Origin of the sequence: Paenibacillus sp. FSL R7-0163 (assembly GCF_037969975.1) — a bacterium.
GTDB lineage: Bacteria > Bacillota > Bacilli > Paenibacillales > Paenibacillaceae > Paenibacillus_AQ > Paenibacillus_AQ odorifer.
Genome location: NZ_CP150224.1, coordinates 6,208,182 through 6,227,535 on the forward strand (window position 1 = coordinate 6,208,182; position 19,354 = coordinate 6,227,535).

A 19,354-nucleotide genomic window follows, 5' to 3' on the forward strand; every position below is an offset into this window, starting at 1 on the left:
GACAAGTGGTTCATATAACAATTAGGAGGTTCGGGTATGGATTGGGGAAGAGCTAAAAATGTACTGATTTGCGCCTTTTTAGGTCTGAATCTGCTGCTATGTTACCAGCTGTGGGTCGATTTGCGCGATCAGGTTAGTGCTAATCTTGATTTTACTTCCCTGTCTGCTGAGACCCAAGCCGTAATGGAGCAGAAAGGGATTCGTGTATTGTGTCCCATTCCGGCGTCTACCCCGCAGCTTCCTAACATTACTTATCGTTATTCTGCTGAAGAGCAGACTGAACCACCAATTAAATTAGATGTACCTATAGACAGCAAGCTGATCTATTCTTCCTTCTCAGAGCTTAGCAAGGCGCTTGAGGATAAGATTCCTGATATTTCCAATTATCGCTTTGATTCACAGGAAAGTGAGGTTGGGAAGTTTGTTCTTCATCCGCTGGTTCAAAATCAGTGGTCGTTGTTCCGTGTTAGGCTAGAGTTGATTAACAGTGATCAAAAAATCGTAGCTTACCGCTGGCCGAAGATTGAAATAGGGACAAGCAGCAGCGATAAAGAACAGAAGGTGCTTCCAGCATCGCAAGCACTTAGTAGCTTGATAGAGAAGTATTTTCCGGCAGATTCCGTAGTGAAGGAGATTGAGCTGGGGTATTACGGTGAGCTGTTCAACTCGGAAAGTCAGGTAGCTTCGCCGATGTGGCGGTTTATGCTGGAGAACGGCAATGCCTATTATGTGGATGCTATTAGTGCGGACATCATCAGTCCTAAGACAACAGAGTAGAAGGAGTAAGGAAAATGGGGATTTCATTTACAGTACTGTCCAGTGGTTCTACCGGCAATGTAACGGTGGTACGAAACGGGGAGACAACACTTATGATTGACGCAGGTTTTAGTGCCAAGCGGATCGATGAGCTGTTGGCCATGCGTGAACTAACGGGTAATGATATAGACGGGATTCTAGTTACACACGAACATTCCGATCATATCAAGGGACTCGGGGCCATGGCCCGTAAATACGATCTTCCGATTTATGCGAACACCAATACCTGGGGAGCTATCGAGAAGGGAATTGGTAAAATACCGGAGTATAACCGTATGATCATGGAGTCTGGCCAGCACAAGGATTTCGGCAGTATGCGAGTAGAATCCTTTGCGATTTCTCATGATGCAGCGGAGCCAGTGGGTTACAATTTTTATGATGGAAAAGAGAAGTTATGTGTAGCTACAGACCTGGGCTATGTTAGTGATAAGGTAAGAGATGCAATTTCAGATGCAGATGTATTGGTGCTGGAGGCGAATCATGATATCGAATTGCTGAGAATGGGACGTTATCCGTGGAATACGAAACGGCGCATCCTAGGCGACATGGGTCACCTTTCCAATGAGGCAGCTGGAGCTGCGCTTAGCGAAATTCTTACAGGGCGGACCAAACGGACCTATTTGGCGCATTTAAGCCGGGATCACAATATGATGGATTTGGCAAAAATGTCGGTACGCGGCGCAATGGAGGATCGGGGCTGTTTTTTCAAAGATAGTGAGTTCAGACTGTGTGATACGTATTATGATCAACCTACGCCATGGGATAAGCTGAGCCAGTCATAAGCTGATCAAGTTCAGCGGTCTTGCGATCTAATTCTTGGCGGGAGATTAGGCCTTTTTCAATCATCAATTCGATCATTGCGCTAAAGGCAAGGGTCATGTGGTAGTGTTCATCCTTTAAGTCACCAAGCTTACCGATAAACTCGACTAAATCCATACTTGTTGAAAAAGAACTCATAATTAATCCTCCTTTAATAGTGTGAATATATAGTGTAATTAGAACTGAAAACTGTAAAAAATTCGCAGGTGTTTTAGCTGAGGAAAATCCCGAATTGCAGGTTGCCTGTGATACAATTAAAAGCGTGATGAGCAAAGCTAAAATTTTAGGGACACTTCTATTTTATTGTAGTCTTTTAAGTTGCAAAATATTCCTAATAGAGAAGATATATTAAAAGATTATCATAATCTAACGATTGATCGAAACTCTTGTGGGGTTAATGGATAAAGTGAAACTTTTTAGTGATATTTGGAGTCTAATGGTTACAGAGGTTTGGTTCGGACGTGGTTGCTATAGGTTCAGGTCTTAACAACAGTGAACGCTTGGCAATAGAAGGGGGAGATTTTCGGTGGGATTGTTTGATGATGATTTCTATTCAACTAAAGTTTCGCGGTCCAGAGGGGATGAAGCATCAAAGGGATCGTTTGCTAACCGTAGACATTCTGTACGCAGATCGCGTAAAGGGCTATCTACCTGGCAAATATCCGCCGTTTGCTCCTTAGTCAGCGCTGTGGTGGCAGTTCTGTTATTCAGTATGTTTACAGGCCAGATGAGTCATGAGACTGCTCAAAAGCCGGTTGTAACAACTGGAAATGTTGCCCCAAGCAGTAGTGATCCATTTGACCGGATTATTCAAGCTGCTGCCACGGTTCGCCCTGCAGTAGTAAGTATTATCAATCATAAAGAAGATAATGAAGAATTAAACATTCTGGATGAGTCCGCACTAGGCTCAGGAGTGATCTATAAAAAGACAGGAAATAAAGCATTTATCATTACCAATAATCATGTCATCGAAGACTCCGGTAATCTCGAGGTAGTTACAGTGAACGGAGAGACCCGTAAGGCAACACTCGTTGGAACGGATAAAGTAAGCGACATTGCGGTACTCTCTATTGATGCCAAAGGAATCGATACCATCGCGCAGCTCGGTGATTCCTCTAAGCTTCGTCTAGGTGAAACGGTCATTGCTATCGGTAATCCGCTAGGACTTGGTGATACATTGACCTCGGGGATTGTTAGCTATACTGAACGGATGGTTCCCGTATCCCTTAATCAGGATGGAGTATATGACTGGGAACAAGAAGTGATACAGACTGATGCGGCGATTAATGAAGGAAATAGTGGCGGCGCGTTAGTGGATCTCGATGGCAAGGTCATTGGAATTAACACGATGAAGATTTCAGATACGGGTGTAGAGGGTCTGGGTTTTGCAATTCCTGCGAATCATGTGATAGATATCGCTAATGAGCTGGCTGAAAAAGGGCATATTGCCCGTTCGTACTTGGGTGTATATTCAGTTGATTTGAACAATCCGTACGTTCCACTAGCAGAAGATCAACGCAATGAATTGAACCTGCCGAACAGTGTTAAGGATGGAGTAGTTGTTCTAGAAGCCGTTGGCCCTGCGAAGGAAGCTGGACTGCAATTCAATGATGTCATTACCAAATTTAATGATCAATCCATCATATCTACCCTTTCTCTTCGCAAGTACTTATATAATCATACGAAGATCGGTGATGATCTGAAAATTACTTACTATCGAAACGGCGAGGCCAAACAGGCAACAGTTAAACTTCTTGAAAAACCACAGGAATAATATGCTGGAAGTCGGTATATAATGATATAGCAGTTACGACAAGTAGAGCGGACTACCCCTTCGATTCCAAGGGGGTACCTTCTTGAAAAAGCGGATAAAAGTAACGTTTTTGGGAAAGCTATTTTTCTAAAACCATGATAATTATGCCAGAAAAAGGATCTATTTAGGGAATAAACACTAAGTGGCAGCCCTTACATTGGAAGGTAATACTTATTAGGGCAAAACCGGATATATTCGGATGCTTGCTTGCCTTTGCTAATCAGGTGTGGTAATATGATATCAATCATACATTTAGTCCCTAATTCTCGCATTGAAAAGGGCTGTCATATTTGGTAATACAACCTTTTTCAATGTGTGAATTTTTTCTTTGTTTGAAGATAAAAAGAACATATTAATTTAAATTTGTGGAGGTAACACACATGCAAACAGGTACAGTTAAATGGTTCAACGCAGAAAAAGGATTCGGATTTATCGAAGTTGAAGGCGGAAGCGACGTATTCGTTCACTTCAGCGCAATCACTGGCGACGGCTTCAAAACTTTGGACGAAGGCCAACGCGTTGAATTCAACGTTGTTCAAGGCAACCGTGGACCACAAGCCGAAAACGTTGTAAAACTGTAATAATAGAAGAAACCGTCCCAGCTTGTGAAAGTTGGGACGGTCTTTTTATATCTAGTTACTCACTATTGACTTACAGGATGGGAGGAACGGCAATGAACTACCGGAAGAAACCTTTGGAAGAAATACCGGAAGAAAATACCGCAATTTGGGCATGTACCAATGAGGGATGCAACGGATGGATGAGGGATAATTTCGCATTTGAACATGCGCCTTCTTGCCGTCTATGTGACTCTCCAATGGTTCGCAGCACGAAGATGCTACCTCAATTGCTTAATTCAAATGGCGATCTCAAATCGCTGAAGAAGGGTATTTCCATCTAACCAATACCTAAATGAGTCAAGCATTTAATAGAACGACGAACCACTCAAGACGGGTAAACCGTCTTATTTTTTTTGCTTTCTTTATGCTAAAATGTGATCTTTGTCACAAATCATTTGAATTTCACCGTTAAATGACTATCTTTATGTGACATTTATCACAAAAAGAAGCTTAAATTTTTGACAGAATATAATTAACGAAAAGGGGAGAAGGAAGGGACAAATATGGATACAGTAATGCTGTCGCGTATACAATTTGCGTCGACGACAATATTCCACTATTTCTTTGTACCGGTATCAATCGGACTAGCGCTCTTGATTGCAATCATGGAGACAATGTACGTTAGAAAAGGTAATGAAGAGTACAAAAAAATGGCGCAGTTCTGGGGAAAGCTATTCCTCATCAATTTTGCAGTAGGGGTAGTTACAGGGATATTGCAGGAATTTCAGTTCGGGATGAACTGGTCCGATTATTCACGTTTTGTGGGTGATGTATTCGGGGCTCCACTTGCAGTTGAGGCATTGGCAGCCTTTTTCCTGGAGTCTACTTTTATTGGGATATGGATATTCGGCTGGGATAAGGTATCCAAGCGAGTACATTTACTGTCCATCTGGCTGGTAGCATTCGGTACGATGTTATCTGCATTCTGGATTCTAGCGGCTAACTCTTTTATGCAGCATCCTGTGGGTTTTGAGATAAATAATGGACGTGCAGAAATGAATGATTTCTTCGCGCTTATTACGAACGGACAATTGCTGGTTGAATTCCCACATACAGTACTGGCTGCTTATGCAACAGGTGCTTTTCTTGTAACAGGTATTAGTGCTTATAAAATATTGAAGAAACAAGAGGTTTCTTTCTTTAAGAAGTCTTTTCAGATTGCAGCTATCGTAGGGATTATTTCTTCTATTGGTGTAGCTGTTGCTGGTCACGCCCAAGCGCAATATTTGGTTGAAACTCAACCAATGAAAATGGCAGCTTCCGAAGGACTGTGGGGTAAGAGTGGTGACCCGGCACCTTGGACCGTATGGGCAAACATTGATCCAGAGAATCAAATCAGTACTGGAGAATTTCAAATTCCTTATATGCTGAGTTTCCTTTCATACAGTAAATTTTCCGGTGAAGTTAAAGGTATGCTTGAGCTGCAAGCGGAGTATGAGCAAACCTATGGCCCCGGTGACTATATTCCACCTGTACGTACGACATTCTGGAGTTTCCGGATCATGGTTCTAGCAGGAACGTTAATGATTGTATTGGGAATGTACGCTATGTACTTAATGTGGCGCAAAAAAATGGACCGTCCGAACACTTGGTTTATGCGGTTCATGTTATGGGGCTTGCTGCTTCCTCCGATTGCGAATACAGCCGGTTGGGTCATGACCGAATTCGGGCGTCAGCCATGGACGGTATTCGGACTGATGACAACGGAAGACAGTGTGTCGCCTAATATTACAAGTGGTCAAGTTCTGTTCTCCGTGATTTCTTTTACAACGATTTATTTAATTCTAGGATTAGTGTTGGTCGGATTGTTTATTAAAGTGATTAAAAAAGGTCCTTATGCGATGGATAACGATCACGGCGATTCGAATGATCCATATAACGAGGAGGGTTCCCATGATATCTCTTAATGAATTGTGGTTTGTGCTGATTGCAGTTCTGTTTATAGGGTTCTTCTTCCTGGAGGGTTTCGATTTCGGCGTAGGGATGGAAACACAAATTCTCGCTAAAAATGATACAGAGCGCCGTGTTCTGATTAACTCGATCGGACCTTTCTGGGATGGGAATGAGGTATGGCTTATCACCGCTGCGGGTGCAATGTTTGCGGCTTTCCCGGAGTGGTATGCAACGCTGTTTAGTGGATTCTATATTCCTTTTGTATTTGCCTTATTAGCTCTGATAGCGCGTGGTGTCGCTTTTGAATTCAGAGGTAAACGTGATTCATTAGCTTGGAAAAGAACTTGGGATGCCTGTATCTTTATCGGCAGCTTCCTTCCACCATTCCTCTTGGCTGTAGTGTTTGCAAGCTTTATCAAAGGGTTGCCTATTGATGGGGATATGCAAATGTATGCAGGGTTCACAGATATCGTGAATGTGTACACTGTAGTAGCAGGGCTTACTGTTGTCCTTCTGTGCCTAGTGCATGGTCTCATGTTCACAACGCTGCGTACAGTGGGTGATCTACAGGCTCGCGCTCGTAAGTTGGCACAAAAATTGCTGATACCACTCGCAGCTTTATTTACTGCTTTTGTGATTATGACTTATAATATGACGGATATTTTCGAGCAACGTGGAACGGTTCTTATGATTATTGTAGCCCTGGGAGTTATCGCCTTTGTACTGTCCGGTTACTTCATGACGAAGAAGAAGGACGGCTACGCTTTTGGAATGACAGGAGCGGTAATGGCTCTTTCGGTAACTTCTATCTTTGTAGGATTGTTCCCGCGTGTTATGATTAGTTCAATTGATCAAGCTTTTAATTTGACGATCACTAATGCGGCTTCGGGCCATTACTCTTTGAAGGTAATGACGATTGTGGCACTGACCATCCTTCCGTTCGTATTGGGATATCAAATTTGGAGTTACTTTGTCTTTCATAAACGGGTTCACGAGAAGGAGCATCTTGAATACTAATGGATAAAAACTTGCTTGGGTATAAAGGAGTTAAGCCAGTCTTTCTGATTGTAGGCTTCCTTACCCTGGTGCAAAGCTTGTCCATACTTCTGCTGGCTAAATCGCTGGCAGAAGTAATCTCTGCGCTATTTGCGGGAGAACCTCTGAAGGAACAATGGGGCACTGCGCTATTGTTCCTTCTTGCATTTCTTGTGCGCCATGCTTGTGCTATGCTGATGAGCCGTGTCTCTTACCGCTTCGCGGAAGCAACGGGCAGCACTATGCGGAGGGAAATGATGGACAAGCTCTTCCAGCTTGGCCCTAGAATGGTGGGCGGGCGTGGAACCGGGGATCTTGTTACACTAGTGCTGGAAGGCGTAACTAAATTCCGCACGTATCTGGAAGCAATCATTCCTAGAATGGTAGGGATGTCTGTTACACCGGTCTTGGTGCTTATTTACGTCTTTACGATGGACACTACGAGCGGGATTATTCTTACGGTAACTATGCCGATTATTATTGTTTTTATGATTTTGATTGGGATGACGGCCCGTAAGCAAATGGATCGGCAATTGAAATCATATCGCACATTATCTAATCATTTCGTAGACTCACTACGTGGACTAGAAACATTAAAATTTCTAGGGCGCAGTCGTAGTCATAGCGACAGCATTGCTACGGTCAGCGATCGTTATCGCTCGGCGACCATGCGTACGCTGCGAGTGGCCTTTTTGTCATCGTTCGCCCTGGATTTCTTCACTATGCTGTCTGTAGCTTCTGTAGCGGTAAGTCTTGGTTTGCGGCTTGTAAATGAACAAATGACATTGGTTACGGGCTTAACGATTCTAATCTTGGCTCCGGAATATTTCCTGCCTGTCAGATTGGTGGGTTCAGATTTCCATGCTACTTTGGATGGGAAAGAAGCCGCTGAAGCAATGAAGAGCATTATAGATCAAGATGAGGTGAAGGCTGAAGTAATCGGCCCTAACGGTAATCTATCTGTCGGTTCTGCAGCAAAAACATCGGAACAAATATTCACTTGGCATGAGAATAGCGTGCTCACATTAAATGACGTTAGCGTGAAGTATGAGGAAGCAGGGCTTTCTTCGCTGGAAGCGCTGAACCTGCAATTTAAAGGAGCTAGCAAAATTGGGATTATCGGAGAGAGCGGGGCCGGTAAATCTACTTTAGTGGATATATTAGGGGGTTTCTTACACCCTACCTCAGGAAGTATCACGGTTAACAGTACAACGGTTAGTGCATTAACGGATGAGGCTTGGCGAAAACAGACCTCATATATCCCGCAGCGTCCGTATATTTTTAGCGGCACGTTAGCGGATAATATACGTTTTTATTACCCTGAGGCTTCTATGGAAGCTGTTGCCGCGGCAGTGAAAGCTACTGGTTTATCGGGGCTGGTGGATACTCTTCCGCATGGTTTAGATGAGATGATTGGTGGCGGTGGCCGTTCGTTCAGCGGTGGCCAGGAGCAACGGGTGGCATTAGCCCGGGCACTGCTTAGCAGCCGTCCAATTATGCTTCTAGATGAGCCAACGGCGCATCTGGATATTGAAACGGAATATGAGCTGAAGGAGACGATGGTGCCTCTTTTTGAAGGAAAGCTGGTCTTTCTGGCTACCCATCGCCTACACTGGATGCTAGATATGGACATTATTGTAGTAATGAAGCAAGGCCAAGTGGCAGAAATCGGTACCCATCAGGAGTTACTTGCCCGCAAGGGTGCGTATTATGAGTTGATTGGGTCGCAATTGGAGGGAATCCATTGAAACGTGAAGGATGGTTTGCTCCCTATGTATCGTCGTATTTTTGGCGTTTTGTGCTAATTATTGTGCTTGGGGCGTTGACGATATTTACAGCCTCTTCATTGATGTATACTTCAGGATTTCTGATCTCAAAAGCGTCTACACCGGTCGAAAATATCCTGATGATCTACGTGCCGATTGTTGGTGTACGTACGTTCGGAACAAGCCGAGCAGTCATTCACTACGTGGAACGGCTGATTGGGCATGACACCATTTTACGGATTCTTTCTAAAATGCGTGTGCGCCTGTACAATATTTTGGAGCCACAGGCCTTGTTCCTGTCGTCGCGTTTCCGTACTGGGGATATTCTCGGGATGTTAGCTGATGACATCGAATATTTGCAAAATGTATATCTGAGAACTGTATTTCCAAGTGTTATTGCTTTATTGATCTACGGGGTTGCGGTGATTGCGTTGGGCACCTTTGATATCGGTTTTGCGTTATTAATGGCTTTGTATATTTTGGTGTTGGTCGTGGTATTGCCGCTTATATCTTTGTTGTTCACCCAGAAACGTCAACGTGAAGTGAAGGTAGAGCGTAATCGCCTCTATCAAAAGCTGACTGACGCCGTTCTCGGTATGGGCGATTGGGTCATTAGTGGACGGCAAAGCCAGTTCGTGGAGACCTATGAAGCAGATGAGAAAAAAGTGGCCAAAACGGATGCAGCGCTGCGCAGCTGGGCGCGTCTACGTGCGTTCATCGGGCAAGCAGTTGTTGGAGTTGGCGTGCTTTCGATGTTATATTGGGCCGCCGGGGAGTATGCGGATGGTGCTATTGCAGGTACGTTGATTGCGGCGTTTGTATTGGTTGTTTTTCCTGTGGCAGATGCTTTTTTGCCAGTATCCGAAGCTGTGGAGAAAATCCCGCAGTACCGTAACTCGCTGGAGCGGTTGTCTGGAGTGGTTGGAGAAGAGCATAATATAGTTTCCGAACAGGCATCTGTAGTTGATGTTCTACCTCAGGCCATAAAAAGTGCTCATATCCAGCTCGAAAATGTGGGTTACCGCTATGGATCAGAGGATAACTGGTCGGTTCGTGATCTCAGCCTCGACATCCCACAAGGCAAAAAAATTGCCATCATCGGCCGTAGTGGGGCAGGGAAATCGACGTTGTTAAAGGCTATTCAAGGGGTTATCCAACCTTCTGCAGGTTCGGCTATGATTAATGGAATCGCGGCGGCTGCCTATGGCGATAATATTCCTTCTATTATTGCGGTGCTAAATCAAAGCCCACACTTATTTGATACTACGGTAGCGAACAATATTCGCATGGGTGATCCGAAGGCTTCCGAACAAGCGATTAAAGAAGCTGGCGCATTAGCCAAAATGGATACGCTGATCTCCTCGTTACCAGAGGGATACAATACCTTTGTCCGTGAAGCGGGGCAACGTTTCTCCGGTGGAGAGCGTCAGCGGATAGCGTTAGCTCGTATTTTGCTGCAAAATACACCTGTCGTCATTCTTGACGAACCGACCGTAGGGCTGGACCCAAGCACGGAACGTGATCTTTTGCAGACGATGTTTGAAGCTATGGACGGTAAATCTCTGATCTGGGTAACGCATCATTTGGTTGGTGCAGAGCAGATGGATGAAGTAATTTTTATGGAAAATGGCTCGGTAGAAATGCGTGGAACCCATGCGGAGCTGATGGAAAAAGAACCACGTTACCGCAGATTGTATGAGCTGGATCGTCCAGTGGAGTTTCTAGGGTAAGATGGAGAGTTGGTAGATAACATTTATAGAAATTAGAGAGATATTAGTGAAGAGATTCCTTTTGCCCGTTTGGGGTGAGAGGAATCTTTTTTTTCGGTAGGGCAAGAATATAGACAATGGATGAACAGATTGCTGGAATGGATAGATAGGAGTTCCATTTTCGTGGGAAGTATGGTAGAACAATAGAAGGAGTATAGGCCGCAGCGGCACAGAAAGGGATGCTTGGTTGAATGTATGTAGTATGTAAAGAACATGTAGAGTTAGCCATCGACAAATTTGTGGACGAGTATGAGGATGCACCTGATATTGTGGACTTGAAGGAGACCGAGTTCTCGGACTGGGACCCGCCGGCCAAATGTGCGGAATGTGAGAAGAATGCGGAATATTTAGTGGTCTAAAGGACTGTTAAAATTTATTAAAAACACCTTGCAGTCCCGGAAATGGGCCGCAGGGTGTTTTTTTGCATGAAATAATATATGTGTTAGCCGATTAGGTCTTATGCATCTGCTGCATCTACTATGTCGGTCAGCGAGCTACTTCGGTTGCCTCGGCGGTAGAGAATAGCTGAGATGATGGCGATCAATGCTGCAATAGAGAGTCCCCAGTAGATATTGGAGTAGGCTGCAGAAAGCGGCAGTCCGCGCTGCCATTCTAGTGCGCTTGCGGCCATAGCCACGCTGAAGGCGCCGCTGAAGAATTGCAGCAGCTGGAACAGGCCCATCCCGGAGCCAATTTGTGAAGAAGGCAGAATCCGAGAGATTTCATTGGATACACTACTGGACAGTGTCGTGAAGGCCAGACTCATAATCATATAGATGAACATGACGGCAATCCATGACCGCCCAGCAAAGAAAGCGAATAGGATGGTAGCGGTCAATACGAGCAATGGTGCAAAACGCAAAATCCCCGCATTGCCATAACGGTCAATGATTCGCCCGACGGAGCGGGAGACAAAGATGGCGAGCAGCGAACCCGGAAAGATCACAAGCCCGGCATGGCTTGCGCTGAAGCCGAAACGGTGAGTCAGAATCTGCGGCAGCAGGAATAACGTGGCAAAGCTGCATAGGTAGGAGGCAACTCCGATCAGAGCCAACACGAGATATGAGCGGTTACGGAAAAGATCCGGCATCACGAATGGATCAGGTGTGCTGCGGATACGGCCAACAAATAAAGCAATGGCGACAATTCCGGCGATCAAGGCAATCCACAACCCGCTGGTCAGGAACAGCAGCAGCCCGGTCGTGCCGACGCCCAAGAACAGCCCGCCAAGCACATCAAAGGAGCCACGGGTGGGTACTTCTTTGGGCAGCAGGATAAGGAACAGCGGCACTAGAAGCAGAATAGCTGCCGTTACAGAGAATAGCCAAATCCAGCCGAGATATTCGACGATGGCTCCGCCCGCGACCGGCCCAAGCCCTAGACCCAGCGAGACGGCTGACATAATTGTCGCCATTGCTTTGCCGCGGCGGGCTTGCGGGATATAGCGGGTAAACAGGACAAGCGACAAGGACATTACTGCGCCCGCGCCTGAGGCCTGGAGAATGCGTACGATAAGCAGGAAGATAAAGTTAGTGCTGAAAAAGCCGGCAACAGCCGCGAGGCCCAGCGTCAACAAGCCTATAACCAACAGACGGCGAATCGGCAGAAAATCAGAAAGCCGGCTGTACGTGATTGAGGCAATCGAGAACATAATGGAATACCCGGTGACAATCCAAGAAGCGGACGCAGCCGTAATCCCGAAGGCTTCGGTCACATCAGGCAGCGCCAGATTGAACATAGCCGTATTCATGATTACGAGAACCACAGCGACACTGAACAGCAGGGTCAGCAGGCCTTCTCGTGGAAGAGGCGCTTCCGGAACGGAGGCTTCATGATCCGCATTCGCGGAGAGGTTATTTACAGAAGTCATGTGCGAAGCACTCCTTTTATTATTGTTTAATAGTTCGATTACTTACGAACAATTGAAATATAGCATGCGTTGATATAAAATGCAATTAGGAACACCAATATTTTTTTCGCATTCATCGTACGACAAAAGGGGATAATCATCCGTGAAAATACTATTTCATCCGGACCGCAAGGACATTCAGCTTGCCTCCGTATTGTATGCACTCAGCGATCCGATTCGCTTACATATCGTATCGGATATTCACTTAAATGGAGAACAGGCTTGCAACGGCTTCAACGTCCCGATCGCAAAATCCACTATGTCTCACCATGCCCGTACTTTGCGCGAGTCAGGAGTTGTTTTTACACGAGTTCAAGGAACACAGCGCATGTTGTCCCTGCGGACTGAGGATCTTAATGCACGTTTCCCAGGCTTGCTGGACTCTATATTGAGCGCTTATGAAGCTGGGGGGAAACCGGATTTAGTGATGGAGGAGCAGGAAGAAAGTAAGTAGGGATGGATTGAACCTGCTGAGGACGAGGAATACATGAAATTCTAGATTCAGGCAATCTAGGAATACGTGGGATCAGGAGATCCATAGATTGCATGAAAAATAGGACATTTAGGGACTGCGCAAGAGTAGGCCGTTTTAATTGTCGTTTCTTTTCCACCAAATATGTGATAGAACAGAAGGTACTTACTAAAACTACAAGGGACGCCCAGTGCGCGTCCTTTTGCTATTTCTATAGAGGATTATGACAGGAGGCACTTATGCTTATTCAAATTATTGGCGTAGGAAAATTGAAGGAAAAGTACTTGATCGATGGCATCGCGGAGTATGCAAAACGGCTGACACCATACCTGAAGTTTCAGGTCATTGAGGTGGCAGATGAAAAAGCACCCGATTCTCTAAGCGAAGCAGAGGTCGTGCAGGTAAAGGGACGCGAGGGCGAACGCATCCTCGCGCAGATTAAGAGCGAGGCGCATGTCATTGCGCTCGCGATCGACGGCAAGCTGTGGAGCTCGGAAGAGCTTGCCGCAGAAATTGACCGGCTCGGCACCTACGGGACGAGCCATGTCGTGTTCGTCATCGGAGGGAGCCACGGGCTCTCCGACGAGGTCATGCGCCGCGCGCAGCAGCGCATGAGCTTCGGGCGCATGACGCTGCCACATCAGCTCATGCGCCTGGTGCTGGTGGAGCAGGTGTATCGCGCGGTGAAGATCAATCGGGGGGAACCGTATCACAAGTAAGGCGAACTTGTATACTTGCAAAAATAACTCCGAAATCCAGCGTTATGCGATTTAGGATTTAAACTATTTCAGAGTGGTCTCAAGAGATGGCGGATGAATTTCAGCTGTGTTAGAACAGACATTAAGGTGTGATATTTAATTCGAATCAAATGCAGATGATGAAGACCTGCGGGAAGAACTTTGTGAGTGCTGCCATTTTTTGATTTGAACTGTGCGCGGTGCTTATCGTTCACCCCCTCCTTTTTACTGTGTACTCCTTTCGTAGGACTTAAACCTTTTATTATTCGACTATGATGTTTAAACAGAGTCGAATGATAGAAGGTTTTTTTGCATGAAGACAATCAATATTGAAGCATCTAAGCATCTAGTTTTGGTAAATAATCAACAAGGAGCGAACATGAATGGAACAAACGGTTAAGAATAAAGTCACAGGAGAACAAATTACTTTTCTAGAAACGGCAAAGGACACGGAGGGAGAGTATTTATTAATCGAAGTTGCACTGCCTCCATTTGGCAAAGGTCCACCTTTGCATATTCATGATCAGCTTGAAGAGCAATTCGAAGTAATTACAGGTAAGCTCACCGTAACTTTAGGTAAAACAGAGCATGTGTTAGAAGCGGGAGACCGCCGTATTGCCCCACTTAAAACGTCACATACCTTTGCGAACGAGCATGAAGAGCCAGTTGTATTCCGCGTCCGGCTAACGCCGCCAAGCAAGTTCGAGCAATCGGTTCGCATTCATTACGGGCTCATGGACGATAGATTAACAGATGAAAAGGGCAAACCCAAGTCACTTGCCCATACCGCTTTCGTTTTAACACTACAAAACACCCTAATCGTGGGTATTCCCTTCTGGTTACAACGTTCTCTCTTTAAATTCATTATTAAACGAGCCCGTAAAAAAGGAGTTTATGAAGTTCTGAAAAAGTATACAGGAGAGGTGCTGTAAGGAGAATTAATCGTTCATTTCTCACACAATCTTATAGAATACTACTTTCGTAGGACTACAAACTATTATATTTCTCACTATAATGTCCAGAGGAAGTCGAATTATAGTTGTTTTTTTGTTGCTTTGATTTTATCGGGTGAAGGGGGATCAATGTGAGGAAAGTATATCGTCGTTTAATAGTTGCTGTTATGAGTTTCACATTAATTGGAGGTACAGCCGCAGGGGCTGCCGGCATTCAAAGTGAGCTGTACCTGGGTGACAGCCATGAGGCTCTTTCAAAAGTAACAGTATTTGCAGGAAGTGGTGAATTTGACGATTGGGATGGAGCGGCATCAGAGGCTTCTTTTCGTATGCCTCAGGGAATCGCTGTCTTGAAGGATGGTTCTGTGCTTGTGGCAGACACCCGGAATCATCTCATCCGTCAAGTGAAGAATGGAGAGGTTTCTACCTATGCGGGCTTAATGCTTGACGGGGAAGACTACGGAACTCCTGAGGGAGCTTGGCACGATGGTGCTAAAGAAGATGCTGTGTTCAACGGTCCTTCGGGCATGGATACGGATTTGGAAGGTAATATATACATAGCAGATACCGAAAATCATCGGATACGAAAAATATCTAAGGATGGGATGGTAACAACGGTTGCCGGTGATGGCATAATCGGCAATGAAGACGGTATAGGTAATGAAGCGGGATTCTATCATCCCCAGGATGTGGCTGTCGCTGCAGATGGAACCTTGTATGTTGCGGATACGTTAAATCATTTAATCCGGCAAATAACAGCGGATGGTCAAGTGACTACACTTAACGCTGCATCTGATCGAGTCGTCGAGGTGATTGGCGGCTATGCTGTTCCTGCAGGTGATTATGCAGATGGAGAGCTTTCAACCGCCAAGTTTAATGATCCTACCAGCATTGCGATCGACCATAAAGGCAACTTATATGTAAGTGATACGGGCAATCGAGTAATTCGCTATATTGATCTGGCCAAGCGTACAGTGACAACCGCGGCGGGTTTGCCTGCGGGGGAGGAGCCTGTGTATGCGAATGGTAGCCTGTATGCCGAAGGTGGTTATGCGGATGGTGCCGCTACACAGGCACGCTTTCAGTCTCCTAGAGGAATCGTCGTAACAAAGGATGGGGGACTAGTCATTGCCGATAGCTTGAACCACACGATTCGTTATCTTGTTGACGGGTATGTGAGTACAATTGCTGGTGTACCTGCTCAGTTTGGTCAAGTAGATGGCATTAACGGTCATAATCTGCTCCATAATCCGACAGATGTAGCGGTTCTGCCAAATGGCGGCTTGCTCATTGCGGACAGCTATAACAATAAAATCCGTGAGCTTGAGTATTACCAGCTTCCAACCAATTTGCCCCACAATGATCAGGTGAAGGTTGTGATCAATGATACCGTGATCAGACTTGACGTGCAGCCCGAAATTGTGAAGGGGCGCACAATGGTGCCCGTGAGAGCTTTAAGCGAAATGCTGGGCTATAAGGTTGGATTGTTGGATAACCAGCGTACCATTGAATTGACAAAGGGAGACGTAAGTATCAGGCTGCAAATGGAGAGTAAAGTGATTTCCATTAACAATGCCGAGACGGGTGCAGAAGAGCAGCGAGAGATTGAGACAGCGCCATATAACAAAGATGGCCGTTCCTATGTTCCGATCCGATTTTTCAGTGAGGCATTTGGAGCAGATGTACAATGGGATTCGAACACGAGGACGGTAATTTTACGGGAAATCGCGGAAGCGGTCGAGAAGCTGCCTGCAGCAGATCGCAAGTCGCGTGTGACGGTAATCGAACAGATTAAAGGAACGGTCTGGATCAATCAGGCGGGCGGTTCATTGACTTACCGGGCCTATAATGGCATGAATCTTCATCAAGGTGATCATATTCTTACGGAAAAAAATACGAGCGCGATATTAAGGACGGCCGATCGTGGGGATGAAATTACGATAAGCGAAAACTCGGAGCTGTACATTTCAAACTTAAGTGATGCGTCCCGTGTAAAGCACACGAGCTTTATGTTATGGAGCGGGCTAGCTGCGGCCAATGTGTCCTCACTGGTAAGTGCCAAGGATACCTTCAACATCCTTACGCCGACGGCTGTGACTGATGTTCGAGGCACGAATTTTATGGTGGGTATCAATCCGGTTACGTTGTTTCCGATGATTACTGTAAACAGCGGTCTAGTTCAGGGAAGCGGCAACGGAACTAGTCAGGATCCAGCCCTCCTCGTATATCCTGGGCAGCAACTGAGCTTAAATCCAGGATTAGATTCGCAAACGCCCAATGTGCCTTATGTGGTTGATCTTTCCGGTCTCGTTAATCAAGCTTCACCTGCTGTTATCGAAGCCATATTAAAGGCTAAGCAAAAAATAGAGCAGGAAAATGAGGAGATGCTGGAGAGGTTTAGAAATCAAGCCCCAGGGTCTATCCCTAGCGGAAATCCGGGTGGCTTGTCTCCAGACGATCTGGATCGATACCAAAATAATTTAGATAATCTTCTTCCTAATATTTTAAAGCAGGCTCGTGATCAGAATTTAATAGGACCAGAACAATTGCAGGCACTTATCGATGAGGCCAATAAGCAATCCGGTAAAAAGATCGATTTGAATAATGTCCTGCCGCTTCAATTATCGGATGAGGAAAAGCAGCAGCAGGCAAGGCAGAAGCAATTGGAGGAAGAACAAAAAAGACTGCTGGAGGAGCAAAATAAGCAGCGTCTACTAGACGCACAGAAGCAGGCCCTAATAGATAAGCTTCTAGCTGCAAAAGTACTGCAAGAGCAGGAGAATAAGAAGAAACTTGAAGAAGCCGGTAAACAATCGGAGGAAAAGTTGATGCAACGACTTTTGGATGCTGAGAAGAAAAGATTTGAGGAGCTGAAAAAATTTTTGGAGCAGATGAAGAAGCTGCAAGAACAAGCTCAGCGGCCGCCAACACCGACGACACCATCAGGACTATCGGGATTGACACCGACGCCGACGCCAACACCGACGCCGACGCCAACACCGACACCGACGCCAACACCGACACCGACGCCAACACCGACGCCGACGCCAACACCGACACCGACGCCAACACCGACACCGACGCCAACACCGACGCCGACGCCAACACCGACACCGACGCCAACACCGACACCGACGCCAACACCGACACCGACGCCAACACCGACGCCGACGCCAACACCGACACCGACGCCAACACCGACGCCAACACCAACACCGACGCCAACACCAACACCAACGAATACTGCTCCTGAGGCGGTTAAACCAATATCTAATCAAATGGTAAATTCTAATGCGCCATTTGAAATCGATATGAGCGAGGTTTTCCATGATGCGGATGGTGATTCGTTAACATTCACAGCCCGTTCGAGTGATACGGCAGTTGTAGAGGTAGATGTGGAAGGAGCTAGCATGCGCATTAGCCCAACTGGTTTCGGTTCAACAGAAATTCATATAACGGCCAATGACGGTAAAGGCGGACTAACTACAGCCTCCTTCCGTTTCGCGTACTATGGGGAGATACAGAATATGAGGTCTGAAGTTCAGCCTCATTTCATTGAGCTCTATTGGAATGAGTATGGGGAAGAGGGGATCAACTATCACGTTTATATGAATGAGGAGCTGATCGAAACCACCCCAACCACCCATGTTTCACTTAGGAATCTTAATCCGGAGACGGTGTATAATCTGCGTGTAATTGCGGTTACTCGCGATGAAAAGATCATAGCGTTATCCGATTATTCGGTAACGACACTTCCTATCTACTTTGAGCCTATACCAAGTGACGGCTGATTCAATTACCGTATGTGGAACAAATAAATAAGCAGCTTTTTTGGAGGACTTTACGCTCCTATCATTTGTCTATGTTGTTTAGATAAAGCGAAATGATAGGAGACTTTTTATATGGAGACGACCAAGAGGCTTCTATTAATATTGGTGGCTTCTAGCGATGAAGAATTCTTTATGCGTAAGGACAAAAGAATGATGACAAGGAAAAGTAGGAAATTAGCAATAATGTTATTGATTATCCTTTTTATAATAGGAGGTATTTCGGGAAGCGTAGAATTTGGCGGCATATCGACTGTTGCAGCCGCTACAAACATCTCCGGTCAAGATGGAATTGGGTATAGTGGCTCCATTCTTGGGGATGAAGTGTTAGGAAGAACATTTACTGGATATCAGGCATGGCCAAGCGGATTTATAAAAGGATCTTCTGCCTTTGCCGGCGGTGTCTATGACGGAACTAACACAAGGTCGAAGCGGGAATCGGTTCGAACCGGAGTCGGAGGCCACACGGGCTGAGGAGGCGGTACTTATATTACGGTTGCTTCAACAGAAATAGTCAGGCGAATGCATGTGTTTTTGCCAATAGTTTCGCTGAGCTGAACCCTATAAGGCACCCGGACCGGGTGTCTTTTTTTCGTGCGCCCATAGTATATTTGAGTTAACTTACAGGGGGGGAATTAAAACTAATGGACTCCAAAAGCATCATAGATTAATATTTATAATAAACTTATCTTCCTAACCAAAGAGATCAGGACCTTTCGAACCATCTATAACTCAAAACTTAACTTATATTTTAGGTAGGTGCGTACGATTGTCGGCTATGATTAAGAAACTAAAAGATTACATAAAGGAGCCTCCTATAGAGATTGAAGGCTTCATTGAGCTCTCCATCCCATTGACGGAATTGGTGCTCCGTGAGCATCAAGAGAATGGGATGATCGGATGCTTGAGCCCCGTTAACATCAGT

17 protein-coding genes are annotated in these 19,354 nt (G+C 45.6%); 15 read left to right on the plus strand and 2 right to left on the minus strand.

The window, feature by feature from the left end; genetic code table 11:
* Window positions 1-36 precede the first annotated feature (36 nt).
* Window positions 37-777 (plus strand): two-component system regulatory protein YycI, encoded by a 741-nt coding sequence (gene yycI, locus NST45_RS27295; protein ID WP_036677823.1) that lies wholly within the window; start codon window positions 37-39, stop codon window positions 775-777.
* 14 nt (window positions 778-791) lie between these two features.
* On the plus strand, window positions 792-1,598 hold the full coding sequence (locus NST45_RS27300) for an MBL fold metallo-hydrolase (protein WP_036677825.1): 807 nt from the start codon (window positions 792-794) through the stop codon (window positions 1,596-1,598).
* Here the strand turns inward: NST45_RS27300 and NST45_RS27305 are convergent.
* Window positions 1,567-1,773 carry a hypothetical protein gene (locus NST45_RS27305; protein WP_036677826.1) on the minus strand — a complete coding sequence of 69 codons (207 nt, stop codon included), beginning with the start codon at window positions 1,771-1,773 and terminating at the stop codon, window positions 1,567-1,569. The genes NST45_RS27300 and NST45_RS27305 overlap by 32 nt on opposite strands.
* A gap of 388 nt (window positions 1,774-2,161) precedes the next feature.
* On the opposite strand from NST45_RS27305, the gene NST45_RS27310 reads away from it, so the two are divergent.
* The 8 genes from NST45_RS27310 to NST45_RS27345 all read left to right on the plus strand — a co-directional run bounded on the left by NST45_RS27310 (window position 2,162) and on the right by NST45_RS27345 (window position 10,890).
* A complete protein-coding gene (locus NST45_RS27310; RefSeq protein ID WP_036677827.1) occupies window positions 2,162-3,409 on the plus strand; it encodes a trypsin-like peptidase domain-containing protein in 1,248 nt (415 codons plus the stop codon).
* Between the two features lie 419 nt (window positions 3,410-3,828).
* The gene (locus NST45_RS27315; RefSeq protein WP_019914582.1) at window positions 3,829-4,029 is read left to right on the plus strand and encodes a cold-shock protein; all 201 of its coding nucleotides are present in this window, start codon (window positions 3,829-3,831) and stop codon (window positions 4,027-4,029) included.
* 92 nt (window positions 4,030-4,121) lie between these two features.
* Complete coding sequence (locus tag NST45_RS27320; RefSeq protein ID WP_036677829.1) at window positions 4,122-4,349, plus strand: cold-shock protein; 228 nt, start codon at window positions 4,122-4,124, stop codon at window positions 4,347-4,349.
* A gap of 222 nt (window positions 4,350-4,571) precedes the next feature.
* Window positions 4,572-5,975, plus strand: coding sequence for a cytochrome ubiquinol oxidase subunit I (locus NST45_RS27325; protein WP_036677831.1), 1,404 nt, complete (start codon window positions 4,572-4,574; stop codon window positions 5,973-5,975).
* The gene (cydB, locus tag NST45_RS27330; protein ID WP_038573947.1) at window positions 5,962-6,978 is read left to right on the plus strand and encodes a cytochrome d ubiquinol oxidase subunit II; all 1,017 of its coding nucleotides are present in this window, start codon (window positions 5,962-5,964) and stop codon (window positions 6,976-6,978) included. The genes NST45_RS27325 and cydB overlap by 14 nt, the downstream gene beginning before the upstream one ends.
* Window positions 6,978-8,744, plus strand: coding sequence for a thiol reductant ABC exporter subunit CydD (gene cydD, locus NST45_RS27335; RefSeq protein ID WP_076140570.1), 1,767 nt, complete (start codon window positions 6,978-6,980; stop codon window positions 8,742-8,744). Before cydB ends, cydD begins: the two co-directional genes overlap by 1 nt.
* Window positions 8,741-10,492: a thiol reductant ABC exporter subunit CydC gene (gene cydC / locus NST45_RS27340; protein ID WP_076140572.1), complete on the plus strand. Its 1,752-nt coding sequence runs from the start codon at window positions 8,741-8,743 to the stop codon at window positions 10,490-10,492. Before cydD ends, cydC begins: the two co-directional genes overlap by 4 nt.
* Before the next feature lie 230 nt (window positions 10,493-10,722).
* Entirely contained in the window at window positions 10,723-10,890 is a 168-nt protein-coding gene (locus NST45_RS27345; RefSeq protein WP_063829780.1) for a CxxH/CxxC protein, read from the plus strand.
* A 98-nt stretch (window positions 10,891-10,988) separates the two neighbouring features.
* Here NST45_RS27345 and NST45_RS27350 read toward each other — a convergent pair whose 3' ends face one another.
* Window positions 10,989-12,401 (minus strand): MFS transporter, encoded by a 1,413-nt coding sequence (locus tag NST45_RS27350; RefSeq protein ID WP_076140574.1) that lies wholly within the window; start codon window positions 12,399-12,401, stop codon window positions 10,989-10,991.
* 142 nt (window positions 12,402-12,543) lie between these two features.
* Between NST45_RS27350 and NST45_RS27355 the strand changes: the two genes are divergently transcribed.
* From NST45_RS27355 to NST45_RS27375, 5 genes are all read left to right on the plus strand, one after another.
* Window positions 12,544-12,894: a helix-turn-helix transcriptional regulator gene (locus NST45_RS27355; RefSeq protein WP_038573939.1), complete on the plus strand. Its 351-nt coding sequence runs from the start codon at window positions 12,544-12,546 to the stop codon at window positions 12,892-12,894.
* Window positions 12,895-13,151: 257 nt separating this feature from the next.
* Entirely contained in the window at window positions 13,152-13,631 is a 480-nt protein-coding gene (rlmH, locus tag NST45_RS27360; protein WP_036677839.1) for a 23S rRNA (pseudouridine(1915)-N(3))-methyltransferase RlmH, read from the plus strand.
* A 401-nt stretch (window positions 13,632-14,032) separates the two neighbouring features.
* Window positions 14,033-14,581 carry a cupin domain-containing protein gene (locus NST45_RS27365; RefSeq protein WP_036677840.1) on the plus strand — a complete coding sequence of 183 codons (549 nt, stop codon included), beginning with the start codon at window positions 14,033-14,035 and terminating at the stop codon, window positions 14,579-14,581.
* Between the two features lie 152 nt (window positions 14,582-14,733).
* Entirely contained in the window at window positions 14,734-18,393 is a 3,660-nt protein-coding gene (locus NST45_RS27370) for a stalk domain-containing protein (RefSeq protein WP_339308850.1), read from the plus strand.
* Window positions 18,394-18,504: 111 nt separating this feature from the next.
* Window positions 18,505-18,903, plus strand: a complete 399-nt coding sequence (locus tag NST45_RS27375) for a hypothetical protein (RefSeq protein ID WP_076140575.1) — start codon at window positions 18,505-18,507, stop codon at window positions 18,901-18,903.
* Window positions 18,904-19,354: the final 451 nt, after the last annotated feature.